The sequence below is a fragment of the Nocardia sp. NPDC003979 genome, assembly GCF_053605015.1.
Genome location: NZ_JBSGIJ010000003.1, coordinates 86,309 through 100,269, shown reverse-complemented (window position 1 = coordinate 100,269; position 13,961 = coordinate 86,309). Strand labels below are relative to the sequence as shown.

At 65.8% G+C, this 13,961-nt stretch carries 10 protein-coding genes; 2 read left to right on the top strand and 8 right to left on the bottom strand.

The annotated features are described in order from the left end of the window. Positions 1-9 precede the first annotated feature (9 nt). From ACWEVR_RS07420 to ACWEVR_RS07410, 3 genes are read right to left on the bottom strand one after another with little or no spacing between them, the layout of a single operon-like run. On the bottom strand, positions 10-5,487 hold the full coding sequence (locus tag ACWEVR_RS07420) for a putative T7SS-secreted protein (protein ID WP_452466219.1): 5,478 nt from the start codon (positions 5,485-5,487) through the stop codon (positions 10-12). Between the two features lie 2 nt (positions 5,488-5,489). Continuing rightward, complete coding sequence (locus tag ACWEVR_RS07415; RefSeq protein WP_452466218.1) at positions 5,490-6,110, bottom strand: hypothetical protein; 621 nt, start codon at positions 6,108-6,110, stop codon at positions 5,490-5,492. Then, positions 6,110-6,511 (bottom strand): hypothetical protein, encoded by a 402-nt coding sequence (locus ACWEVR_RS07410; protein WP_452466217.1) that lies wholly within the window; start codon positions 6,509-6,511, stop codon positions 6,110-6,112. The genes ACWEVR_RS07415 and ACWEVR_RS07410 overlap by 1 nt, the downstream gene beginning before the upstream one ends. A gap of 214 nt (positions 6,512-6,725) precedes the next feature. On the opposite strand from ACWEVR_RS07410, the gene ACWEVR_RS07405 reads away from it, so the two are divergent. After that, on the top strand, positions 6,726-6,893 hold the full coding sequence (locus ACWEVR_RS07405; RefSeq protein ID WP_452466216.1) for a hypothetical protein: 168 nt from the start codon (positions 6,726-6,728) through the stop codon (positions 6,891-6,893). Positions 6,894-6,902: 9 nt separating this feature from the next. Here the strand turns inward: ACWEVR_RS07405 and ACWEVR_RS07400 are convergent, their stop codons facing one another. The 4 genes from ACWEVR_RS07400 to ACWEVR_RS07385 form a co-directional block, all read right to left on the bottom strand. Then, a complete protein-coding gene (locus tag ACWEVR_RS07400; protein ID WP_452466215.1) occupies positions 6,903-9,041 on the bottom strand; it encodes a 5-oxoprolinase/urea amidolyase family protein in 2,139 nt (712 codons plus the stop codon). After that, on the bottom strand, positions 9,038-9,655 hold the full coding sequence (locus tag ACWEVR_RS07395; protein WP_067485316.1) for an urea amidolyase associated protein UAAP2: 618 nt from the start codon (positions 9,653-9,655) through the stop codon (positions 9,038-9,040). The genes ACWEVR_RS07400 and ACWEVR_RS07395 overlap by 4 nt, the downstream gene beginning before the upstream one ends. Next, positions 9,652-10,386 (bottom strand): DUF1989 domain-containing protein, encoded by a 735-nt coding sequence (locus ACWEVR_RS07390; protein WP_452466523.1) that lies wholly within the window; start codon positions 10,384-10,386, stop codon positions 9,652-9,654. Before ACWEVR_RS07390 ends, ACWEVR_RS07395 begins: the two co-directional genes overlap by 4 nt. Positions 10,387-10,670: 284 nt before the next feature. Next, complete coding sequence (locus tag ACWEVR_RS07385) at positions 10,671-12,200, bottom strand: amino acid permease (protein WP_452466214.1); 1,530 nt, start codon at positions 12,198-12,200, stop codon at positions 10,671-10,673. 216 nt (positions 12,201-12,416) lie between these two features. Between ACWEVR_RS07385 and ACWEVR_RS07380 the strand changes: the two genes are divergently transcribed. Next, positions 12,417-13,076, top strand: a complete 660-nt coding sequence (locus tag ACWEVR_RS07380; RefSeq protein ID WP_452466213.1) for a TetR/AcrR family transcriptional regulator — start codon at positions 12,417-12,419, stop codon at positions 13,074-13,076. Positions 13,077-13,112: 36 nt separating this feature from the next. Here the strand turns inward: ACWEVR_RS07380 and ACWEVR_RS07375 are convergent, their stop codons facing one another. Continuing rightward, a complete protein-coding gene (locus ACWEVR_RS07375) occupies positions 13,113-13,934 on the bottom strand; it encodes an alpha/beta fold hydrolase (RefSeq protein WP_452466212.1) in 822 nt (273 codons plus the stop codon). Positions 13,935-13,961 lie beyond the last annotated feature (27 nt).

The following is a 13,961-nucleotide window of genomic DNA, read 5'->3' as shown; positions in this document are numbered from 1 at the left end:
CTCTATAGCCTACAGCCCTGGGTATTCTGACGGCCACGGGATGTGCGAATCATTTGCGGCATTCGGGTTGTAGTGTGGACTATTTGGATTGTGAACATTGCGAGGGTGCAGGGTGCCGGTATCATCTTGATATTTCTGCCCGAACTGGATTCTATAGGTGTCACCGGAAGCTGCGTTGGAGCCCTCAGGGGCGTTGCCATCAGGACCATGGATTCTCAATCGCACCGTCCGCCCCTCGGAGTCGACCCATTTATATTCAAGGCCGTACTGTGCGCCACCGTTAGGATCGGGAGTCAGCTCGCGAACCTGCGCATGGTCGGGAACGACACTCATCGGGTCGCGTCCAGCCATGTTCCATGGTCCGGGACCTGCCTCGGAATCGCCCCCTTCGCAGCCGTCGGGCATGAGACCTAATGGGTCGCACCACCCAGTCGGATTGTGCGGATAAATCATTGGGTTCGGTGTCGGGATCAAACCTAATGGATCCGGTGTGAGGTAGCGTCCCGTATTGGCATCGTAGTATCTATGACAATTTTGGTGAAGATCTGTTTCCTCATCATAATATTGTCCAGGGAAACGCAGGAGGGTTTCCGTTTCTCCGTACCAGTTCGCTTTGCCCCATAATTGTATTGTCGCGCGAGATAATGTCCTGGCGGTTTTCGGTTCGATCAATTCTGCCGGCGTGCCGACATTCTCGGTGACGATCGCGTTGAAGTGTATCTGTTCTGCTCGCCTACTGTGTTGCCCGATCGGTGTAAACGAGTTGGGTAGGTAGGTCCACCGTGTACTCTCACCGCCCATTTGTTGTTCTAGTAGTCGATTGGATTCCCAAAAGAAGGTGTAGAACTCGATAATCTGCCCGTTTGCAACGCCGCGCTCCTTGGAAGTGCGATTACCGAGAGCATTGTATTTGTATCGCCACCAGTTCTGGTCGGGCGTATAGACATCGGTCAACTGGTCGAAGGCGTTGTAGCGGTAGTGCCAGACGGCCGGTTTTCGGGAGATTCGGGTGGTTACTTTGCGGATGAGGCGGCCAGCGGGGTCGTAGTAGTAGTGGTTGCGGCCGTCTCGGACGAGGAGGTTGTTGTGGTATTCGCGGCCTTCCATTCGCTGGGGGGCGGCTGGTTCGGCGGGATCGGGCGAAGGGGTGGGGAGGCTGGCGGTGATGTTGGAGAGGGGGTCGTATTCGTAGGCTTCGGTGAGGGTGTTGTCGCGGGTGATGGTGTTGACTCGGCCGATGGGGTCGAGGGTGTAGGTGGCGTGGGTGGGGGGTGTGTCGGGGCGGGTGGTGGTGTGGTGGGTGAGGTAGCCGTCGGGGCGGTAGGTGTAGTCGTCGCGGCGGATGGTGAAGGGGGCGGGGCGGTTTGCGGTCGAAGGGCCGAAGTCGCCGAGGTCGAGGGTGAATTCTTCGGCGGGGAAGCCGGTGACTTGTTGGGTGGCGATGGTGCCGGTGGGTGTGAAGGTTCGGTCGACTTGGACTTCGCCTACGCGCCAGCCGGTGAGGCGGCCTGCGGGGTCGTGGTTGAAGGAGATCTCGGTGTCGTCGGCGTGGAGGGCGGTGACCTGGCCGAGGGTGTTGTGGCGCCAGGTGGTGACGGAGCCGGTGGGAGTGGTGCGGCGGATGCGGCGGCCGCGGTGGTCGTAGTCGTTGACCAGGGGTGGTTGGTCGTCGAGTTGTTGGGTGGCGACTTGGCCGGTGGGGGTGTAGGTGAATCGCAGTGTGTGGGTGACGGTTTCGTCGGTGCCGTTGACGGCGGTGAGGACGCGGCCCGCGGGGTCGTGGGTGTAGGAGAGGAATTCGCCTGTGTCGGCGATGATGGACGTCAGATTGCCGAGGATGTCGTAGCGGTGGTGGCGGGTGACGCCGGTGGCGGGCGTGACCGTCGCGACGCGGCCGGTGATGGTGTGGGTGTATGTAGTGGTGGCGCCGGTGTAGTCGGTTTCGGCGATCAGCCGGCCCGCGAGGTCGTATTCGTAGGTCCAGCGTTGGCCGAGCGGGTTGATGACGGCGATGAGCTGGCGTTCGGTGTTGTAGAGGTAGCGGGTGGTCGAGCCGTCGGGGTCGGTGCGGGTGGAGACTTTGTCGAAGCCGCCGTAGGTGTAGCGAGTGATGCCGCCGTTGCGGTCGGTGTGGGTGAGGAGATTGTTCTCGCCGTCGTAGGTCCAGGTTTCGGCGAAGCCGTCGGGGTCGATCCGCCGGGCGGGGCGACCCGAGGGCGTCCACTCGTAGTGGGTCGTCTGGCCTAGTGGGTCGGTGACCTCGACGGGACGGCCGAAGGGGTCGCGGCGGATTTCGGTAGTCGCGCCGTAGGGATCGGTAATGGTGACCGGCAGACCTGCCGCGTCGACGTCGATGCGGGTGACGGCACCGTCCGGGTCACGTACTTCACTGACCGCCCCGCAGGCATGGTGTTTGTATTCGGTGCGGGCACCGGCGGCATCGATGATGGCGACGAGGTTGCCTGCTTTGTCCCACTCTCGATGCACGGTCGTGCCGTCTGGCTGGGAGATGGCGGTGGGACGGTTGGCATAGGCGTACTCGACGGTGATATCGGTGCCGTCCGGGCGGATGATCTTTGCTACGTCACCGTCAGAGGTGTATTCGTAGCGGGTGATCGCACCGTCAGGTTCAGTGACCTTCAGTGGTTTTCGGGCGGTGTTGTAGTCGATATGACGGCGGCCCCCGTCGGCAGCGCGGAAGTCGCGCAGGCGTAGGTCGTTGTCGAATCCGTAGCCGGTGACACCGCCACGTGAGTCGGTGAGCCGGGTGAGACGGCCCGTGCCGTCGCCGAGTTCGAGGTATTCGTAATCCGCGTTGAACACACCGTCGGCGCCGCGCTGGGTGATGACGCGGCCTGCTTCGTCGTAAGTGTTGACCACCCAGCTGCCGTTGGAATCCGTCCACGACATCATCCGGTGATGTTCGTCGTAGGCGAAGCGGGTGATTCCACCGACTCCGTTGACCTCCGAGGTCAATTCGCCGTTCTCGTAGCCGAATTCACGCACCGGCACAACGGTGTCCGCTACTTCGTCTGCCACAGAGATTGTGGTGACGCGACCGTTGTCGGTATCAAGAAGAACTCGGTAGCCACCGGAATGGGTGACCTCTACCGGATCACCATTGCTGTTGTAGTGGAACCTGATTCGATTCTGGTGGCGGTCGGCTATCGCAGAGATCGCGAAATTGCCGAGCAGAGTATCGATACCGCCGAGCGCGGGTTCGGGTGCGAAGTGCCACACCAACTCGCGGTCGGGGTCCCATAGACGGTATCCACCCGTCTCGGTGCGAGTGAGTTTCCAGCGCTGACCACCGGTGATCGGCTCGACGCCGACACCGACCTCGGCATGTGGATAAGGCAGAAGCATGCCGTCGTCGAAAACGACCGTGACGCACTCGTCTTCGACGACGACACGCATGTCCAACGTCGCCGACCAGGAAGGGCCGAACCAGCGGCCGAACCGGTAGTTGGAATGGTGGGCGCGTTTCAGCACCAACCGAAGGACGCCGGGCAGATCGAGATCGGTGAGCGGAAGGAGGAATTCGCCGGTGGCCAAGTTGACCGGATCGCCGCCTTCTGAAGTCTGGTCGCGCGTGCTGTTACTGGCGGGACCGCCGTCGCCCGCCTCTTCGCCCACACTGGGTTTGCCGTCGCCACCGGCGTCTACCTCGGAGCGAACGTGCGGATCACCGTTGTTGTTCGAGCCATCTTGACCACCCGGTTCGGTGCTGTGGGACGGGTCGCCGTCATTGGCGGTAGCGGGATCGTCGGCATCGGGGGAGGGTGCCCCCTCTTGTTTGGGAGGAGTGTTGTCATGTCCGTCCGGCGTGGTGTCGTCGCCGCTCTGGGACGACTCGTCTGTATCCGGCTTCGGTTGGCCGGCAGGCGGCTCGTCAGCGTTGTTCGGGTTCGGTGCCGGTTCGTTGGGCGCATCGTTGTCCGGTGTCGCAGCGGCGGGTGGTTCCGGCTTCCCGTTCTCGGGACCATTGTTGTCGGGTGTGGAATCGCCGGTGAGGGTCGACGGGTTGTCAGCGGAGTTCGTGCCGTCGCCCGGTTTTTCAGCGGGGTTCACCACAGCAGGCTCGCCCGATTGCCCGTCGGGGTTGGTGGGGGCCGGGTCGCCCGCTTGCGCGGCTGGGTTGGTCGGTGGCGCGTCAGGAGAGGTGCCTGCCGGGTTCGCGGCGGGAGCTTCGGGCGTGGCGGGCGGGTTGGCTGCCGGTGGATCGCCGACAGTGGCCGCGGGGTTCGTTGCCGGTGCGGGGGGATTGTCCGGGGGATCGGCAACCGACTGGGCAGGCGCGGACGGCGCCTCGGGCGCGTTTCGCCCGCCTGCACCGGCGGCGTTGTCGAGGACGTTGCGGGCGGTGTTGCCCGCATCCGCCACATCGGTGACCCGGTTCACGGTGCTGGCAGTCAGCTTCGCGGCGCCGCCGGCGCCACCCGTCGCGAGGGTCGTCAGGGCATCGCCGGTGAGGGCTCCCAATGCCTCGGTCGGATTCGCCTTGAACCCGGCGAGCATCGCGGAGGCAGTCGCTTTCGGGTCTGCGGCCGCGAGGATCATCCCCGTGCTCATGTCCGACATCTTCGACATGTACTCGGCGGGGTGCGTCGCGTTGTACAGATCCAGCGGATTGATCGACCGCACGAATTGCACCAGGCCGGTCAGCGAGGTCAGCAGCCCGGTCGTGATGTTTGCCTGAGCGTGCTCCATCATCGCGCCGAGGTCTTCGAAATTGCTTCCCCATCGAGACAGGAAAGGCGGCTCTTCCGGCGCGGTCTCCGTGGCGGCGGTGATTGCCGTGACGGCTGTGTTCGCCGCATTATCCCGTTGTGTACGAGCACCGTTGAGAATGGATCGGGCCTCGTCGCGCATGGCGGTCCATGTGTCGGTCAGGCTCTTGTCCTTGCGATCCTCGTCGGACTTGGCGTTCCACTCGTTTTTCCGGTCGCGTTCCTCGTTGTCGGCGGCTTGCCATTTCGCGATCGCCTCGGCGGCTTTGGTCTGCGCGGCCTCGACCTCGTGCACCCAGGCATCCAGAGCGCCCTTGGCCTTGCCCATCGCATCTGCGCCGTCCCACCACAGCTTCGGCTGCTTGGCGAATTCCTCGTGGAATGCCGTGGATGCGTCACCGGTCCAGTCGGAGACATCGATCTTTCGGAGAGCGTCACCGGTTTGGTCTATCGCCGTACCGATCTGACCGAGTTGTTCGGCAACCTCTCGGATCTTGGCCGGCTCACCGCGGATCAGTTCTTTCGGATCGGTGGTTTCACCGAGCTCCTTCTCCGGCACCGCGCCACCGGTGGCGTCGACGATCTTGTCGCCCGCGTCGTCGAGCCACTCCGACAACCCGTCCGCACCAACTGCTTTCGCCGCGCCCGACCACGTGTCCAACGCAGAGTTGTAGGCCTGACCGACCTTTTCGGTCGCGGACTCGAGACCCTCTTCGATGGAGTCACCGAGATCGTTGATGAAATCGCCGATACCCACAGCTACTGCCCCCCGGCGGATTGCTTTGCTCGCTGAATTTCTGCGACCTTGGCCGCGACACCGGTATCCGGCAGGAACATGCTGCCCAAACCGCTCTGATCAGGCGTGTCACCGGACACCAGGTACTCGCCCACCTGCCCCAACGTCGAGACGTTGTCACCCATATGCGAGAACGCTTTGCCGAAAGAATCCGCGCTGTAGTCGGCTTGGGTGGCGAGATTCCAGGTGTTGTTCGACAACACCTCGCCCCAGTCCATCGCCTCGATCTCCGCTTTGCTCAGATGCGGATTCCCCGCGAGGTGGGTGAACATCTGCTTGAACGAGGTAGAGACCTGGTCGTCGATCAGGTGGTAACGACCTGCGGACAAGTCGAGAATCTCGGCGATGGCGTTACCCGACTGCACCAACGCCCGTACACCCCACGACCAGCGTTCGGCGAACGTTTCGAAGGAGGCTTGTACATTCGCCTTACCTGCCTCCATCGCCGACATCGTCAACTCCGCGAACCCACGCCCGGCCGCAGCGGTCTCCTCGATACCGAATTCTTTGAGCTCGCTGATGATGGTGTTGATTCCGTTCGCGGCCTGAGTGAGCAGGGCCGGATCGACATTCAGATCCGACATCAGCGACGCCCACCATCAGCCGCTGGTTCCTCCGTCACGACCGGCGGGAATACCATCGGCGCCGCACCCGACATGTCGACTGCCACACCGGTCGGCTCCTGCTGCCCCTCGGCGAACTCACGCAGACGTCGACCGAGGAAGGTGTGGAACCGGTACTCCTGATCCGCGACCACACCGCGGGCACTCATGAACCGCGCGTACTCCGGCAGACCCGTGAATGCGCACAACCACGCAACCCCGCCGGACTCCATCGTGAAGACCCGGTCTTCGGGGCCGACCAGGGGCACCAGCAGCGTCGACGCGTCGAACGCCGCCGTCAGTGCGTTCGGCACGCCGAATCCGGCGTAGAAGGCGGCGATCTCCGAACGCAGGCGCGCTGAATCGACCTCGACCATCGTCATGTCCGCTCCCGATCTTCCCTCGGACAAATCAGGCACCCACGGTAGCGAACGAACGGCGCCACCTCCACCGTGCCGTCAGTCACCGGCGTCAGCTACAAGTGACTCGACGGCCTGGTCACCGGCCTCCGCATCCTCCGCGATGCGACCAATCCGTCAGCGACATCGACAACGGAGTCTGCCGACGTATCCTGAACCTGAGGACCCGGGAGGGACAATGACCAGCAAGCCTGCCGAACAATCCGACCCGCGAGCACGGTGGCGCCATCTGCCCGCTGAGCCCGAGCGGCTGATCGAGGAAACCGCCACCGATATCAAAGCGACCGATCACGGGTTTCCTGTCATCGACGTCACCGAGGATTTCGTCCGCAAGTACGGGCTCTGAACCGGAACCTCAGTCCGAGAGTTCGCCTGTGGTGCGCCAGGATTGGCGTTCGGCGTCGAACGCCTCGGCCTGGGTGGACCGGAATGTCGCGATCGAGTCGGCGTTGTCGGCGAGAAAGCGCCGGTAGTCGGCGAGGCGGAATTCTCCGTCCTGCGCGGTGATCGTTACCTTCCCCGCAGCGAAGTCGGCGCGCAGGTCGAGCAACTCGTCCGCTTCCACGGGGTGCCAGCGAATGCGGTCGAAATACCGGAGCAGCCATGGTGTTTCGGCTTCCTCGGCGAACCGGTCGACGCCGGGTCCGGCCGTGCCGGACGGTCTTGCCCGGTGGTTCCAGACCTGGGTGGTCCGGCCGACGAACTGGTAGCCGCCGGGGCCCTCCATGCCGTAGATGCACAGGTAGGCGCCGCCGATGCCGACGGCGTTTTCGGGAGTCCAGGTGCGGGCGGGGTTGTATTTGGTGGTGACCAGGCGGTGGCGGGGGTCGGTGGGGGTGGCGACGGGGGCGCCGAGGTAGACGTCGCCCAGGCCGAGCACCAGGTATTCTGCGTCGAAGACGGTGCGGTACACGTCGTCGACGGAGGCGAGTCCGTTCATGCGGCGGATGAACTCGATGTTCCACGGGCACCAGGGGGCGTCGGCGCGGACGCCGTGCATGTAGCGGGTGATCGCTTCGCGGGTGGCCGGATCGTCCCAGGAGAGCGGGAGGTGGACGGTGCGGCTCGGGACGACGAGCTGATCCGAATTCGGGAGTTGCGCTTCGGCTTCGGTGAGCAGGTCGAGGAGCGTCGGGACGGGAAGCAGGGCTGGGTCGACGCGGATCTGCAGCGAGCGGATGCCGGGGGTGAGTTCGAGGACGCCACGGGCGTTGAGGGCGATGAGGTGCTGGTGCAGGGCGTGTACGCGGGCGCGTAGGCCGAGATCGAGGGTGAGGGTGCCGTATTCGACGAGGACACCGTCGTCGCCCTGGCGGCGGTAGGTCACGCTGGTTTCGTCGTCGGCTTCGGTGCGGCGCAGGATGCCGTTGTCGCCGTCGCGTCCCGCCGAGACGACCGTGCCTGTGGATGCGCGTCGCTGCGGTCCCAAAGCTCGTGCGGGAGCGGCATGTTCGGACCGAATCGCCACGAAACGAACGGTGTCGCCCGGAGTGAGCTGGCCGAGTTTCCATCGGTCGGCGGCAACCACGGTCACCGGGCAGACGAAACCGCCGAGACTCGGTCCGTCGGGGCCCAGGAGGATGGGGGTGTCACCGGTGAAGTCGAGCGCACCGATCGAGTAGGCGTTGTCGTGGATGTTCGACGGGTGCAGTCCCGCTTCACCGCCGTCGGTGCGCGCCCACTCCGGTTTCGGGCCGATCAGGCGTACACCGGTGCGGTCGGAGTTGAAATGCACCTCGTAGTCGGTGCCGAGAATGGTGTCGAAGTCCCTGCGGGTGAAGAACTCCGGTGCGCCGTGCGGTCCTTCGGTGACGGCCAGTTCCCAGCGCTTGCCGAAGGCGGGGATGTCGGTCATGGGAACGGCGGCGGCCAGGCGGGTTCTCGGCTCGCCCAGCTCGAGAGTGTCGTCGGCGCGCAAAGCCGCACCGGTGCCGCCACCGAACTTGCCAAGGGTGAACGTCGCCGCACTGCCGAGGAACTGCTCGACCTGGATGCCCCCGGAAACCAGCACGTAGGTGCGCATGCCGGGCCCACGGATCGCCCCGATGTCGAGCACGCCACCGGCGGGCACCTCGACCGTGCGCCATTGCTCGACCGGACGACCGTCGACCCGTACCTCGGCGACCGCTCCGGTGACACACACCCACGTCGCCGCACCGAACCGCAACGCGGGCCCGCCGAGCGTGCATTCCAGCCCGGCCGCCCCTTCGGCGTTGCCGAGCACCCGGTTACCGAGCCGGAACGAGAGGTCGTCCATCGGCCCCGACGGCGGAACCCCGATGTGCCAGTAGCCGATTCGCCCCGGCCAGTCCTGCACGGTGGTCTGCATCCCGGGCCGGAGGACCTCGATCCGTCGCTGGACGGACGGCTCCTGGTCTGCGGTGTCCGACGCGGGCGCCGACTTCGAGACCTGGACGGCCTCGGCACCCGTGGTCGGAAAGATGGCGTCGGTCGGGGCCGCGGTGACACCGGAATCTGTGAGGGTGCGGCTCATCGGGTCACCACCATTCGGACGGGAGTGGGATCGAATCCGTTGCACGGATTGTTGATCTGGGGGCAGTTGGAGACCAGGACGAGGGTGTCGATCTCCGCGCGCAAGGTCACCTTCTTGCCCGGCGCCGACAGTCCGTCGACGATGCCGAGCGTGCCGTCCGCCTCCACGGGCACATTCATGAACCAGTTGATGTTGGACACCAGATCCCGCTTGCCGAGGCCCCATTCGAGGGCGGCGGTGAGGAAGTTCTCCACGCAGGCGTGCTGGTGGCGGGTGTGGTGGCCGTAGCGGAGGGTGTTGGATTCCTGGGAGCAGGCACCCGCGATGGTGTCGTGGTTACCGACCTCGTCGGCGACCACGGTCATCAACGCGGTGCCGCGTTCGGTGCGCAGCACACTGCCGGTGGTGAGGAAGATATTGCGCTGGGCGGCGATGGTTGCCTGGGCGCTGTAGCGGTCGGTGTGGTCGGCAGCCGAGTACAGCAGGCAGTCGACGGCCTGGTTGCCGTGCAGGTCGATGATCTCGAGTTGCTCGCCGGCCCGGACGATCGCCGACCACGGCGCCCGCGCCGGAACAGTCTCGTCCAGGACGACGGTGCGGGTGGACGTTGTCATGCCGGAACCTCCGTGTGCTGTGCGGCCGCCCACGCGGCCTCGGTGTTCTCCACGGCCCGTCGGTACTCGGGGTCGTCGTTCGGTGAGTCGACAGTGCCTGCGGCCCAGGCGATCAGATCGAGGTCGCCGGTAGGGCGATCGTCGAGCGGGTGGGCAGCATTGGCGACCAGCAGGGTCACCGGAAGATGCACGAACAGGTCGATCGCCCCGCCCGCCGGACCGTTGCCGGTCGCCGTGAGGGCACCGTCGGCCCCCACCCCCACCCCACGGAACAAGGCGATCGACGGCCCGACATCGCGCGGCTCGAGCCCCTGCTTGGCTGCGGCCAGGTGCAGCTGGTGGCGGGCTTCGCCGGTCGGACCGCACAGGGTGTCGTGGTGCCCGGAGGTATCGGTGAGCACGGTGGCCAGCACGCGCCCCTGATCCGACAACAGTGGATGACCGGCGCTCAGATACGCCTGCCACGGGACCTTCACGGTGTCGGCGACATTCAAGCGCTCCCAGGGCGATTCGGCGCGCAGCAGGAACAGATGCGCGCACGTTGCCCCGGCGGGGTCGGACAAGCGAACCCTGGTTCCGCGGCCGAGGACGACATTCGCATAGCCGCCGGACGGAATGCGCAGCGCCAGAGTCGGTTCGACGCCCGACGGTATCTCCGGGCGGGCGATCGTGGCCGCCGCAGCCTGGGCCCGCGCGTGGGCTCGCGCGCCGTCGGTGGATCCGGTCGCTATGGCGATTTCCTCCGTAAGAGCGGGAGTGGGTGCGGTGTCCTGAGTCCGCGCGGCGTCTGCGGATGGGGTAGCCGTCATCAGGATCTCCTCCGTACATGCAGGCCGAGACTTCTCGGCAAAACGGTTGATCGACAGGGTGATTCGTCGACCTCTGCACCGCAGCGACCGGGTTGTGGCGGCCACCAGGCAGGGCTGAGGTGCTGGTCGGTTGATCACCACGCTCTGGTGGCGTCGGCTTCTCGGGCGATGCCGCCACCAGAGCGTGGTGATCGTGATCCCGGCGCTCAGGCGGGAGCTGGTGCGACCGCCGGTTCGACCGCCTCGGATCTGGTGACCACGACCCGGTACACCACCGCACCGACGGCGAGAATCACGCCGACCGACAGCGGTCCCGCCCACAACTGCCACCAGCTACCACCGGCGGGCGTGTACACCTCGGGTCGCGGCCAGGCCAGGTTGATCACCATCGCGATGCCCCACACCACCGCCAGCGCGTTGACCGGAACGCCCCAGCGGCCGAGGGTGAACAACGTCGCGTCCTCGGGCGCGGGCAGACCCTTGATCCGCCGCACCAGCAGCGGCACCGTGACCAGCAGATACGCCAGATACAGGCTCACGATGCACACACTGGCCAGCGTGGCGAAAATGGCCGGGTTGCCCAGGTTCAGCACCAGCAGCCCGATGCCGAGCGCACCGATCACCACGGCGGGCCACACGGGCGTACCGAACCTCGGATGCACGGTGGAAAGGGCCTTGGCGAAGGGCAGCTTGCCGTCACGTGCCATCGAGAACATCAACCGCGAGCCGGCCGTCTGAATCGCGAGCGTGCACACGACCACCGCCACCGCGACACAGCCGAGCAGCACCGACCCGGCGGGACTGTCGAGCTTGGCCATGATGACGTAAGCCAGTCCACCGGAGGCCAATTCGCCGTCGGTGAGGCTCGGTGCCGCCATCAGCGCGCCCAGCAGCATGAGCCCACCGCCGAGCGCCGACACCGACAGCGCGAGCAGAATCGTGCGCGGGGCGACCCGGCGCGGATTCTTCGTCTCCTCGGAAAGCTCACCGGCGGAATCGAATCCGACCATCACGTACGCAGCCATCAGGCCCGAGATCAGGAACGCGGCCCAGAACGGGCCGGGCGCGGCCTGATCGGTCTGCAACACCACGGCCGGACCGCGTTCGGAACCTGCGAAGAACAGCCCGATGATGGCGAGCACACCGACGATCTCGATGGTGACCCCGATCGAGTTGATCCGCGCCATCAGATCGATCCCGATCACGTTGATGGTGGTGGTGACCACCAGCAGCACGCTGCCCAGCAGCACCGCGTTCATCGCCCCGTCACGTGAAGTGAGCGCGGTGTCGGAGCCGATGATCTGGAAGCCGCTCCAGATCGTGGGCAGCACCACCTGCAGGGCGATGGCGGCGGCCGCCGCGGTGACCACCTGGGCGATCACCATCATCCAGCCGGCGAACCAGCCGACGAGGCCACCGGCCAACCGGCGCGACCACTGATAGATGCAGCCCGAGATCGGATACCGCGCGGCGAGCTCGGCGAAGTTCAGGGCCACGAGGAACTGCCCGGCGAAAACCAGCGGCCACGTCCAGAAGAACGCGGCACCGCCGAACGAATAGCCGAAACCGAAGAACTGGAAGATGGTGGTGAGGATGGAGACGAACGAGAAGCCCGCCGCGAAGGACGCGTAGCGCCCGAGCTTGCGGTGCAGGACGGGTTCGTAGCCGAACTGGGCGAGGTCGGCGCCGTCGCGCGCGGCGTCGGGCGGGGCTGGGGTGGCGAGCGTCGTGGCCATGTCGGAGTCCTTCGGCGGTGCGGCCAATATCTATCAGTCGATAGTTTTGCGCTCGCGATCGCTCGAACGGTGTCGTGCGTGTATCGACTCCGAGGCGTGCCGTAACTTCTGTGTTGCCTACGTTTCTGTCGAATGACAGAAATTGAACGGTTCCGCATCGCACCTGGTGAGGTGCCCATTGCGGGAGTGGTGACGTACCGGTGACACAATCGACGAGTGGCAAACCTCGGACCCGGGCGTCCCCGGCTGGAACAGCGCCGTCGGCGCGGGACGACGCCGCGCGCGGAAATCCTCGACGCCGCGGCGGAGCTGTTCACCACCAAGGGGTATGCCAACACCTCCACCCGCGCGGTCGCCGACGCGGTCGGCATCCGGCAGGCCTCGCTGTATCACCACTTCGCGGCCAAGGACGACATCCTCGACGCGCTGCTCGCCGAAACCGTCGCGGGCCCGGTGGAATTGGCGCACAAGCTACACGCCGAGCCCGAGGACGCCACGACCAAGCTCTACGCGCTCGCCCTGTTCGATGTGCGCCAACTGCGCGGCGCGCGCTGGAATCTCGGCGCCCTGTACCTGCTGCCGGAACTGCGCACCGAGCGTTTCGTCGCCTTCCGCCGCCGCCGCGACGAACTGCGTGAACACTACGAGCGTCTCGCCGCCGAATCCTGTGCTGCGGCAGGGCAATCCGACGACGCGCGGATTCTGCCGTTTCGGTTGGTCGAGACGGTGATCGCGATCAGGTCCGACCAAGGGGCCGCGGGCGAGGAGGCCGAGCGCGTCATCCCGGATGCGATCGTGCGCATCGTCGGTCATCACGGGGCGATGGATGCGGTGCGATCCGCCGCCGACGCCTTGCTGGACCGACTGTCGGACTGAGTGACCGGCGCGGCGCGAGGCCGCGCCGGAAACCCCTCAGCCCTTGATGAACGCGAGGATGTCGCTGATCAGCTCCTGCTGGTAGGAGCCGAAGATGCCGTGCGGCGCACCGGGGTACACCTTCAGCGTGCCCTCCTTCACCAACTCGATCGACTTGTGCGCAGAGTTCGCGATGGGCACGATCTGATCGTCGTCGCCGTGCGCGATGAGGATCGGTACCTCGAGGGCCCGCAGGTCCTCGGTGAAGTCGGTCGCCGAGAACGCGGCGACGCACTCGTAGGCGGCCTGGATGCCCGCGAGCATGCCCTGCCGCCAGAAGTCGTCCATGGCGCCCTTGGACACGGCGGCACCCTCGCGGTTGAAGCCGAAGAACGACGGGGCCAGCTCCTGGTAGAAGTTGGATCGGTCGGCCAGCACCCCGGCGCGGATGTTGTCGAACACCGACAGGGGCAGACCGTCGGGGTAGGCCTCGGTGGCCACCATGATCGGCGGCACCGCGCCGATGGTGACGACCTTGGCGACCCGGTCCCGGCCGTGGCGCGCCGCGTAGCGAACGGCCTCGCCGCCACCGGTCGAATGCCCGACGACGATCACGTCGCGCAGATCGAGCGATTCGACGAGTTCGGCGAGGTCACGCGCGTAGGTGTCCATGTCGTTGCCCTGCCACGGCTGCGCGGAGCGGCCGTGTCCGCGCCGGTCGTGGGCGATGACGCGAAAGCCCGCGTCGGCGAAGGTCTTCCGCTCGAGCGCCCAGGCGTCGGAGCTCAGCGGCCAGCCGTGGCTGAAGACGATGGGCTGCCCGGTGCCCCAGTCGGAGAAGTAGATCTCGGTGCCGTCGGATGTCGTGAAGTAGGGCATGGCGATCCTGTCGAACGAGGTGGATGG